At 57.9% G+C, this 10515-nt stretch carries 7 protein-coding genes and 2 pseudogenes; 3 read left to right on the top strand and 6 right to left on the bottom strand.

The features are described 5' to 3' along the window. From AC1D10_RS35440 to AC1D10_RS35425, 4 genes are all read right to left on the bottom strand, one after another. On the bottom strand, positions 1-556 hold a 556-nt coding region (locus tag AC1D10_RS35440), incomplete at its 3' end, for an ATP-binding cassette domain-containing protein (protein ID WP_477279955.1). Then, positions 556-1380, bottom strand: coding sequence for an ABC transporter permease (locus AC1D10_RS35435; protein ID WP_181056695.1), 825 nt, complete (start codon positions 1378-1380; stop codon positions 556-558). The genes AC1D10_RS35435 and AC1D10_RS35440, both read right to left, overlap by 1 nt. A 9-nt stretch (positions 1381-1389) precedes the next feature. Then, a complete protein-coding gene (locus AC1D10_RS35430; RefSeq protein ID WP_477279953.1) occupies positions 1390-2349 on the bottom strand; it encodes an ABC transporter permease in 960 nt (319 codons plus the stop codon). 15 nt (positions 2350-2364) lie between these two features. Beyond that, positions 2365-3957, bottom strand: coding sequence for an ABC transporter substrate-binding protein (locus AC1D10_RS35425; protein ID WP_477279951.1), 1593 nt, complete (start codon positions 3955-3957; stop codon positions 2365-2367). A gap of 404 nt (positions 3958-4361) precedes the next feature. Here AC1D10_RS35425 and bcoG point away from each other — a divergent pair, with 404 nt between their 5' ends. The 3 genes from bcoG (at position 4362) to AC1D10_RS35410 (ending at position 7290) form a co-directional block, all read left to right on the top strand. Next, entirely contained in the window at positions 4362-5261 is a 900-nt protein-coding gene (gene bcoG / locus AC1D10_RS35420) for a 3-dehydrocarnitine:acetyl-CoA trimethylamine transferase BcoG (RefSeq protein ID WP_477279949.1), read from the top strand. Positions 5262-5342: 81 nt separating this feature from the next. Next, entirely contained in the window at positions 5343-6821 is a 1479-nt protein-coding gene (locus tag AC1D10_RS35415) for a carnitine 3-dehydrogenase (protein ID WP_477279947.1), read from the top strand. A 157-nt stretch (positions 6822-6978) separates the two neighbouring features. Further along, positions 6979-7290, top strand: coding sequence for an aldehyde dehydrogenase family protein (locus tag AC1D10_RS35410; protein WP_477279957.1), 312 nt, complete (start codon positions 6979-6981; stop codon positions 7288-7290). An 860-nt stretch (positions 7291-8150) separates the two neighbouring features. Here the strand turns inward: AC1D10_RS35410 and AC1D10_RS35405 are convergent. Together AC1D10_RS35405 and AC1D10_RS35400 are read right to left on the bottom strand one after the other, a co-directional pair. Further along, positions 8151-9802: pseudogene (locus AC1D10_RS35405) on the bottom strand (MFS transporter). Positions 9803-10284: 482 nt separating this feature from the next. Further along, positions 10285-10515, bottom strand: a pseudogene (locus tag AC1D10_RS35400) (diaminobutyrate--2-oxoglutarate transaminase); the annotation flags it as partial.

The raw sequence follows: 10515 nt of genomic DNA, 5'->3' as shown, positions 1-10515 counted from the left end.
GATCCGGCTCGGAGCAAAGTGCCATCGCCGTCATCACGCGCTGCAACTGGCCGCCCGAGACCTGGTGCGGAAAGCGTTCGCCGATGGTTTCGGGGTTCGGCAGGCTGAGCTTCTTGAACAGCGCAACGGCGCGCTTCTCGGCCTCGGCACGCGTCGCCGTACCGTGCAGCAGCGTGGCTTCCACCACCTGGTCCATAAGCTTGTGCGCCGGGTTGAAGGCGGCAGCCGCCGATTGCGCGACATAACAGACCTCGCGGCCGCGCAGCTTGCGGAAACCCTCCTTGCCGCCCTTGAGGATATCGCGGCCGTTGAGGATGACCTCGCCGCCGGTGATGCGCACGCCGCCGCGGCCATAGCCCATCGACGACAGGCCGATGGTCGACTTGCCGGCGCCGGACTCGCCGATCAGGCCGAGCACCTTGCCCTTTTCGAGCGTCAGCGACACGTCGTGGACGAGCACGATGTTCTTCGGCGGCTCGCCGGGCGGGTACACCGTTGCCTCGATACGCAGGTTGCGGATGTCGAGCAGCACGGATTTCTTCTGCTGGTCAGCCATCACCCGCGTCCTCCCTTCAGGCTTGTCGTGCGGTTGAGCACCCAGTCGGCGACCAGATTGACCGAAATCGCCAGCATCGCGATCGCCGCTGCCGGAATGAGGGCAGCGCCTATGCCGAACACGATGCCGTCCTTGTTTTCCTTGACCATGCCGCCCCAGTCGGCATCCGGCGGCTGCACGCCAAGGCCGAGGAAGGACAGCGTCGACAGGAACAGCACGGCATAGATGAAGCGCAGGCCGAGTTCCGAAACCAATGGCGACAGCGCATTGGGCAGGATTTCGCGGAAGATGATCCAGCCGCTGCCTTCGCCGCGCAATTTGGCGGCCTCGACATAGTCCATGACGTTGATGTCGACGGCCACCGCTCGCGACAGGCGATAGACGCGGGTCGAGTCGAGAATGCCCATCACCAGGATCAGCGTCACCAGATTGGTCGGCAGCACCGAAAGCACGACGAGGCCCATGATCAGCGTCGGGATCGACATCAGGAGATCGACAAGCCGCGACAGCAGCGTGTCGTACCAGCCGCCGAAAACCGCCGCCGAGAAGCCGAGGATGGCGCCGAGCGAGAACGACAGCGCGGTGGCCAGCACGGCGATGAACAGCGTGATGCGGGCGCCGTAGATCATGCGCGAAAGCAGGTCACGGCCGAGATTGTCGGTGCCGAGCCAATGTGCGGATGACATCGGTTCCCAGACGTCACCGATGATTTCGCCATTGCCGTGTGGCGCGATGAAGGGCGCGAAGATCGCCGCCAGCACGAACAGTGACGTCAGCACGATGCCGATCAGCGCGGGGATCGGGATGCGTTTGATATCGAGCATACCCGCCCCCTATTTCGGATGTCTGAGACGCGGATTGGCGACGATCGCCCCGATGTCCGCAATGATGTTCAGGCTGATATAGACGGCGGCAAAGATCAGGCCGACCGCCTGCACCACCGGCACGTCGCGCTTGGTGACGTGGTCGACCAGATATTGCCCCATGCCGGGATAGACGAAGATCACCTCGACCACGACAACGCCGACGATCAGGTAGGCAAGGTTCAGCATGACGACGTTGATGATCGGCGCAATCGCATTCGGGAAGGCATGCTTGCGGATGACGTTGAAGGCTGACAGGCCTTTCAATTCCGCCGTCTCGACATAGGCCGACTGCATGACGTTGAGGATGGCCGCGCGGGTCATGCGCATCATATGCGCCAGCACCACCAGCGTCAGCGCGGCGGCCGGCAGCGCGATCGCCTGCATGCGCTCGCCGAACGGCATGCCGTCATAGACTGTGGAGATGCCGGGGAAGATCTGCCATTTCACGGCGAAGAAATAGACCAGCACATAGCCGATGAAGAACTCTGGAAACGACGTCGAGGCGAGCGCCAGCCCCGAGATCAGCTTGTCGACCCAGCCATTGCGATAACGCACTGCAATCAGACCGAGGATGATCGCCAGCGGCACGGCGACGACCGCCGCCCAGAAAGCGAGGAACAGCGTGTTCCACAACCGTCCGCTGATCGACGTTGCAATATCCTGGCCGCTCGACATGGCGGTGCCGAGATCGCCGGTGACGACACCGCCGAGCCAGTGGAAATACCTGACATAGGCAGGGTCATTGAGCCCGAGCTGCTCGCGCAGATTGGCGAGCGACTCCGGCGTTGCCGATTGTCCAAGAATGGCTTGTGCAACATCGCCGGGCAGAATCTGGGTGCCGGCGAAGATCAGGACCGAGACGGCCAACAGGAGGACGATGCCCAGCGCAATGCGCTGGGCAACGGATCCCCAAATCGAAAAATCCATGAGCCAACTGCCGCCCTAGGCAGCTAGCCAGCACTTAAGTGCAGCCATATTATTCATCATTCCACGATTGGGGTCCGGATTGAATCCGCCGACCTGATCAGAAACGGCGTCAATGTAGTCATTGAAAGCGAAGACGATGGTGCCGCCGTCGTCTCTCAGCAATCTAGCCAACTCACCGTAGAGCTGTTTCCGTTTCGCTGGCTCTAGTTCAGAGCGAGCTTTCAAAAGCTTGGCATCGAACTCAGCATTGTGAAACTGGGTCTCATTGGCGTTCGAGTTGCTCAGATAAGGTAAGCTGTACATCTGATCCTGAGTTGGTCGGCCGTACCAAAGGCTGACGAAGAACGGCTTCTTATTCCAAACTTCGCTCCAATAGCCGTCGTTTGGTTCGCGTCGGATATCGATCTTAATTCCTGCTTGCGCTGCACTTTGTTGGAAGAGTTGGGCGGCCTCGATCGCGCCGGGGAATACGATGTCCGCGACGTGTAGCGGGATTGGTGACCCATCGTGACCGGACTTCTTATACAAAGCGGCGGCCTGCATCGGATCAAACGTCCGCTGTGGTATCGTGTTGTCAAAAAGTGGGTAGAGCGAGTTGATTGGAGTGTCGTTACCCACGGTACCATATCCAGATAACACGCTCTTCACGATCTCCTCTCGGTTTATCGCCAATTTTAGCGCCATTCTGAGATCCGGATTATTGAATGGTGGGGTCTGCGTGTGCATTGAGAAAACGAAATGACCCCTCCCCGTCACGTTCTTGATTTTGACACCCGGAACGGTTTTGAACCTGCTTACAATCTTGGGGTTGAGGTTGTTGATCATGTGCACCTGCCTAGACTGCAATGCGGCGGTGCGAGCTGTCGGATCATTAATAATGATGACTTCGTTCTCGTCGACGTGACCGATCTTGGCGTCCCAATAATTCGCGAACTTTTTGAACTGGTATCGAACACCTGGCTGAGGTTCCCCTACAACCTGATATGCACCAGAGCCAACGCCTGCAGCCGGAGCATCTCGTCCTCCGCCTGGCTGAATGACCAGATAGGTTTCGGTCAGAACGTAGGGGAAATCGGTATTACGACCCTTCAGGGCAATCTTAACGACCTTTCCGTCGGTTGAAATCTTATCAATGTCAGTCAGCAGTTCTTTCGCTACGGATTGAGACTTTTCATCTGCATGCCGCCGGATGGTTTCCGCGACGTCCTCCGAGGTGACCGATTTGCCGTTGTGGAACTCCACACCATCTCGGACAGTGATCTCCCAGTTAATGCCGTCACTTGAATTCACACTCTCCGCAACTCTATACTCCAAAGCGCCCGTCGGAGAAGCGTTCACCAGCGTTTCGCCATAAAGACGCAAGTTGAACAGCTGCGCATCGCTATTCGCCAATGTGGGGTCGAAAGAGTCTCCGCTGGCGCCTCCACCGAACCCGATCTTCATGTGCCCGCCTTTCACGGGAGTATCAGAAGCGGCGCAAGCAACACCTGGAATGGCGAGCGCCGTTGCCGCGCCAACACCTATCGCAGATGCCGCACCGAGAAAGGCACGACGCGACATCTGGCCAGCTGCGAGGCCGGCCCTGATGCGTTCAAACTCATCATTCATAGGAATCCCCTTTGTTATTCATGTTTTGAAGCGGCCGAAAGCACTCGGGCCGACAGGTATTAAGTGCAGATGCGATGCTCAATTCGTGTTCAAAGACTCACGCCTGACGCAACGTATGGTTCAAAAAAAGCCACCTGATGCGCGGATTTATTCGCATGCGGTCCGGTTTATGCAGTTGCAAGGAAAACTTGCGGCAGCCAGGGATGCCTCATCGAATGTGTTGAATGTGGCGTGTCTAGCATCAGGCGTTTCAAAACAACCTAAAGTAAGTCTATGATATTTCATTTCGCCAGCGATTTTGGCGCGTTGCGCGCCTTCCGTTGCATCATCATCATGCCGCTCGGTAGGCGGAGCGAAGCGCCTGCCTTCTACCGAGAATTCACCATTTCTGGGAGGAGCTAGCGATGTCCCTATCCGTTAACCGTGAGGTATTCATAACGTGCGCCGTTACCGGAGCCTCTGACTCTGCCTCCAAATCATCCAATGTGCCACACACCCCGAAGGAAATCGCAGACTCGGCAATCGAAGCGGCGAAGGCCGGCGCCGCTATCGTTCACATCCACGTTCGCGACCCCGAAACCGGACAACCGTCAAATCGGCTGGACCTTTACCAGGACGTTAAGAATCGAATCCGCGATGCGGATACTGACGTGGTTCTTAACATCACGGCTGGAATGGGTGGTGACCTACTTCTTGGGGGCGTAGAAAATCCCCTTCCAGTCGATCCCCGTTCGGACATGCTTGGGGCCACTGAACGCTTCAGCCACATCGTGGCCTGCACCCCCGAGATCTGTACGCTGGACTGCGGCACTATGAACTTCAACGCCGGCGACGTCATTATGACCAACACGCCAGCGATGTTGCGCGCGTTGGCGAAAATGATGACCGAGTCGGGCGTTAGAGCGGAGATCGAGGTCTTCGATACTGGTCAACTCTGGCTCGCGAAGCAGTTGGTTCAGGAAGGTCTGATCGAGGACCCGGTACTACTGCAACTTTGCATGGGCATCGGTTGGGGCGCGCCTAACGATCTGCTCACGTTTACTGCTATGGTCAACGCCATCCCTTCGGCTTGGACATTCTCCGCGTTCTCAATTGGCCGCGACGCAATGGCCTATCCCGCGGCAGCTGTGCTAGCTGGCGGCAACGTTCGTGTCGGTCTTGAAGACAACCTCTATCTATCAAAAGGCAAGTTTGCTACCAACGGTCAATTGGTCGAGCGGGCAGCCAATATCGTCGAGAACATGGGCTCACGGGTCATCGGCCCTGAGGAAGTGCGTAAGAAGCTCAAGCTTACGAAGCGCTGAGTAGACCTTCCCGAACACCCATCCTATCGGTCCAACTTTTTGAACGCTAAGACACGCGTCGCTGCGTGGAGGGCTATATTCATGACACGTATTTCGAAGGCAGCTTGCATTGGCGGCGGAGTCATAGGGGGCGGGTGGATTGCTCGCTTCCGCCTGGCTGGCATCGACGTGCAGGTGTTCGATCCACACCATGACGCGCAACGACTCATATCCGAAGTAATGGATAACGCCGAGCGTGCGTACTCAATTCTTACCAAGGCCCCGCTGCCCAAGCGTGGGAACCTCACGTTCTGTACGTCGCTTGAGGAAGCGGTGAAGGGTGCCGATTGGATTCAGGAGAGCGTTCCTGAGGCACTTGAGCTGAAGCGCGGAGTGTTGACCAAAATCGATGCCGCGGCGGAACCGACTGCATTGATCGGCTCATCGACCTCTGCGTTGCTGGCGACCGATCTCCAACGTGACATGAAGCATCCCGGCCGGATGTTCGTCGCTCACCCTTTCAATCCGGTCTATCTCCTTCCTCTTGTCGAATTGGTGGGCGGCACTCGAACGGAGAAATCCGCGCTGGAGAGCGCCCGGGAAAAACTTCCCACCATCGGAATGACAGGCATCATCATCAAAAAGGAGATCGATGCGTTCGTTGCGGACCGCCTTATGGAGGCTTTCTGGCGAGAAGCTCTTTGGCTCATAAAGGACGATATCTGCGATACGGAGACCCTCGACGATGTGGTTCGATATTCGTTCGGCCTCCGTTGGGCACAGATGGGACTTTTCGAGACCTTCCGCATCGCCGGTGGCGCCGCCGGAATGCGTGATTTTCTCACGAAGTACGGCCCGTGCCTGTCATGGCCGCTCTCCAAATTGATGGACGTGGTCGACCTTGACCCGGAGCTCGTCGAGAAAATAGCTGCACAATCCGATGTCCAGTCTGGCGATTATACGATCCGCCAGCTCGAATACATCCGCGACCAGAACCTCGCAGGTATATTGAAGGGCCTCAAAACGGGCGACGATGGACGGGGATGGGGCGCAGGCAAGCTACTCGCCGACTACGAGAAATATTTGACGGAAAACAATTCTGCCAACGCGGCCTACGCGGACGCACTCCCGCTTCTGACGAAGATCGTCTCTCCGGACTGGATCGACTACAACGGTCACATGACCGAGTACCGCTACACGCAGTGTTTCGGTGAGGCGACCGATGTTCTGCTCGAGCGGATCGGCGTGACCAGCGCCTACGTGGAGACCGGCCATAGTTACTATTCGGTCGAGACCCACATGAGATTGCTGGCTGAAGCAAAACTCGATGACGTTCTTTCCGTGAAGGCTCAACTGCTGCAATCCGACGGAAAGAAGCTTCGCGTCTTCATGACTCTTCAAAGAGGCTCGGACGACGTTCTCGTCGCCACTTACGAGGTTCTGATGCTGCATGTGTCTTCAAAGGAGGGCCGCGCCGTTCCGGCTTTGGACGAAGTTCGGACCAAACTCGATCCTCTCCTTGCAGCCCATGCCCAGATGCCAACGCCTGCTGGTGCAGGACGTTCGATAACTGCGAACTGATTGCCGAAGGTCGGAAGGCGGGGGAGAAATGACAAGAGATCTCACGCGCCTGATCTCACCGAAGGCCGTTGCGTTCACCGGCGGGCGGCGACTGCAGGGCAAGGGAGGGCGGTTCATGCAGCCCACGGTCTTTGCAGATGTAGACCCTACTATGTAAATAGCCCAGGAAGAGGTCTTCGGTCCAGTTCTGTCCATCATCAAGTTCGAGAACGACGATGAGGCGTATGACATCGCGAACGGCACCCGGTTCGGCCTGGTTGCGGGCGTCTTCACACAGCGGCTCGATATCGCTCTAAAGGCGCCACCCCGCCTGAATTCAGGGCAGGTCTTCGTCAATGAGTGGTTCGCCGGCGGGATCGAGACCGCTTTTGGGGGAAATAAGATGTCTGGGCATGGGCGGGAGAAAGGACAGGAAGCCATCTACAGCTATGTCCGGACCAAGAATGTGGCAATCTCCCTAGCTCGTTAGAATCGCGAGACCAGCAATTTCTCTGGGATCCAATTCGGGTTTTTGTGGCCGCCGCTGCTCTTTGTCGAAGACAGTGTAGGGCAAGGAGCATGCCTTCCATCGAACTCCAGGCAACCGTCGGCCAACTCGTAAAGAGCGACACATCCGCATGAGACATCGTTCTTCTCCAATATGATATGTTTGCGATCATAGGAGAATGAAAACTGCTGGCCGACATATGCTGCTCGCGCTTGCGAAGCACGTCGCGGAGCCGATCGGGTGCTATGTTCAATGCGCGGCCGGCAGGGACCTTGAGAATTCTCGTTGGAGTTCGTCGTGAACGCCGGCAGGAGGGCTTAGGCGGCTTCGATGTCGAATATGGCCGCGAGGAGCAGTTCTTTCACAAGCCTGTCCTGCAGCGTGCGATTGAAGCCTAAGACTTGGCGGTGTTAATGGCCGGGCCGATGGCTGTGGTGACGCCGCAGCCGACGGTGAGGTGGGTTAATTAAAATTGATCTGTCGAACCGAGACTTAACTTTATGTAATCGACATTCGTACTTTGCTATACGAAGAAATATTATCTTTTACCGGTGAAAGTCGTATAATCTATCTTATGGAACGCGACTTTTTATCTATGAAACCAAATGGCTTAATATACGTCCCCATCCTACACTTGGAAATGGCGCCCTACCACTTGCAGGGTCCGCCGCGCATAATCTCCGGTCGCGTTGAGCATTTTCAAGGGCCACAAGGATTGCGCTCTCGATGCCACCTGCGTTCTGACACGGGCTGTGTCCGATGTAGCGATTATTGCGCAGTAACAGAGCCCAGATTTTGTCGGTTAGCACGCGTAACCCGCGAGGTAACCGGGTCGTGAACAGTCAGTGCCGGGAAAAATAAGGCGTTGATTGCTCGGGCTTGCGGGCCGAGCTAGTCGGCCGCTCGATCCAAAGCGTCGTCTGGGTGGAAGCTCTCCCACGTGAAGTTGGAGGATACGGTCGTCCAGTTCCTTATCTGGTGTCGTGAGGCGATGGTTCAGGCGAAGGTAGTCAGTCCAGGTTGGCGTGCAGAATGTCTCTGTCCATTGAAAAGGCTTCTGCAGGTTGCGCTGGAGCGTCCAGTGCCGAGCGCCGACGCGGCTGTGTACATGCCTGCGCTCGCGCATGACGTCCAGGAAAGCTTCGACGTTCTCTTCATGGATCAGATATTCGACCTTGACCACGATTGGACCGCTTCTCGGCTTCAGGTGAAGCGCGACTGCCGGGACGTCGAATTCCTTCAAAGGATCGGGCTCGGACCCACGGCGCTCGCGGAGAGGAAACAGGACGCCGGCTGCGGCGACGAGAAAAAGAGCACCAGCGGAACCCTCCAGCGCCCAAGGTCAGGGAATAGTTCTGGGAAACCGTGCCCCATACCCAGCTGCCGGCCGCGATGCCGCCGTCTACCAATGCATAATAGATCGAGATGGTGCGCCCCACGACCCAACACGGGCTCGCCAATTGCACGCTCACGCCGACCCCGGACCAGGCGGTGACCCAACCCGCGCCGCCCAAGGCGAGTGCAATTGCGGCCACTGCAATGGAAGAGGTCAGTGCAAGGGAAAGGGAGCACGCCGCGCAGGCGACGCACGCAAGCCTCATCAGCCGTTCTTCAGACAAGCTCCGTCTGAACAGACTATTGGAGATGCCGGCGAAGACGGCGCCTGTGCCGAAGCCGGCCATCAACGCACCATAGGCGAGCGGTCCTCCCCCCAGCTGATCGCGAACAACCAGCGGCAGCAATGCGAGAATGGCAATGCCCGCCAGGCCAAAGAGGGTTCCGCGAGCGATCGCCGCCTTGATTTCCGATGACCCGTGAAGCGCAGCCCGTCATAAATCGCCGTGGCCATCAACTCGCGCGGAAGAGGCGAGGAGCGAACCTTCCACTTGCAGCGCCATATGGTGACCAAGGGTACCAGATAGGTGAGGGTGGTCACACAGAAGGCCGCCATAAGCCCGAACGAGGCAACCACGATGCCGCCGAGCGCCGGGCCCACGGTCCGCACAGTGTTGAAGCCGACGGAGAGCAGGGTGACGGCAGCGGGAACATCGCGCCGGTCCACCATATCGCCAACCGATGCCTGCCAGGCGGGATCGTTGAGAGCACCGCCGCATGCGATCAAGAAGCTGAAGCCGAGGATCATCCACGGACTGACAAAGCCCAGTGCCACGGACGCAGTGAGCATCGTAGAGGCTATCACCATAAGGCAGCGGCCAGGGAACATGACCCGGCGCCGACTGTAATTGTCGGCGAGAACCCCAGCGAAGACGGACAAAATGAAAGCCGGCAGGTTCGATGAAGCCTGCACCAGCGCCACCATCAGATCGGAAGTCGAGATTGTTGCCATCAGCCAGCTGATGGCAACGGTCTGCATCAGCCAGCCGAGACTAGAAACTTGTGTGGCGAGCCAGATCGAACGAAAGATCCGGTTCCGGAGCGGCGCAAACGTCGCGTGCGAACTTGTATCCGCGTCTGCGCCCGCGCCGCTGCTCATTCAATCTGACTCTTGCTCATATTCCATTCAATTCCTCTGCGCCAATGCTGCTGCCACTGAGGGAAACCCGCTGAATGCACGGAGAGCGGCTAATGTGTGCAGACACTCAGCAAATTGAATGCCCGGCAGGAGACCAAGCTCGCTGCCGGGCCGGTACGCCTTGGGAGGCTGTAGTCGGAGTCCTTTATGCATAATGCTGGCTTCGGCCGACCCGACTTCGGGAACGCTGCGCGTGCGGCGTCCACTGCGGCCGCTTTGTCGTGCTTGTCGCCATCAGGAACTCTCCCAAATTCCCGCGCAGAGGCCGGGATTACGACTGGAAGCCAGGCGGTCGACTGGGCCGGTCGGAGCTTGCCCGCAACACTGGTATCGGTGTGCTCGCCACTGATTAAGCCGACGATACCGTTGATTGCCATTGTCATCCCTGTGCCTCTCGCCGCGTAAGGGCAGTCGTTTTTCACTAGCAGAATGTCCTTCTACTCTCAGCGGCTTGCCGTGATACTGTCCTGCACCGCGCTGATGCTTTCGCGAATGATGGATAGCCCCCGGCTCAGGTCAGCCTCGGTGATGGTGAGGGCAGTCATGAACTTCAGGACCTCACCGAACGAGCCAGCGGTCTCGATCACCAGGCCGCGGCGAAAAGCTTCCTGCGAGACAAGGCCCGGCAGCGAGTGGTGCTTTGATGATACGAGCCCGTACATCAATCCGCGGGG

The sequence above is a fragment of the Mesorhizobium sp. P2_A8 genome, assembly GCF_056404935.1.
This window is presented reverse-complemented; position numbering and strand designations above follow the sequence as displayed.

Coding starts and splice junctions, on each gene's coding strand:
- AC1D10_RS35435 (WP_181056695.1), bottom strand. CDS start 1,380: ATGCTCGATATCAAACGCATCCCGATCCCCGCGCTGATCGGCATCGTG.
- AC1D10_RS35430 (WP_477279953.1), bottom strand. CDS start 2,349: ATGGATTTTTCGATTTGGGGATCCGTTGCCCAGCGCATTGCGCTGGGC.
- AC1D10_RS35425 (WP_477279951.1), bottom strand. CDS start 3,957: ATGAATGATGAGTTTGAACGCATCAGGGCCGGCCTCGCAGCTGGCCAG.
- bcoG (WP_477279949.1), top strand. CDS start 4,362: ATGTCCCTATCCGTTAACCGTGAGGTATTCATAACGTGCGCCGTTACC.
- AC1D10_RS35415 (WP_477279947.1), top strand. CDS start 5,343: ATGACACGTATTTCGAAGGCAGCTTGCATTGGCGGCGGAGTCATAGGG.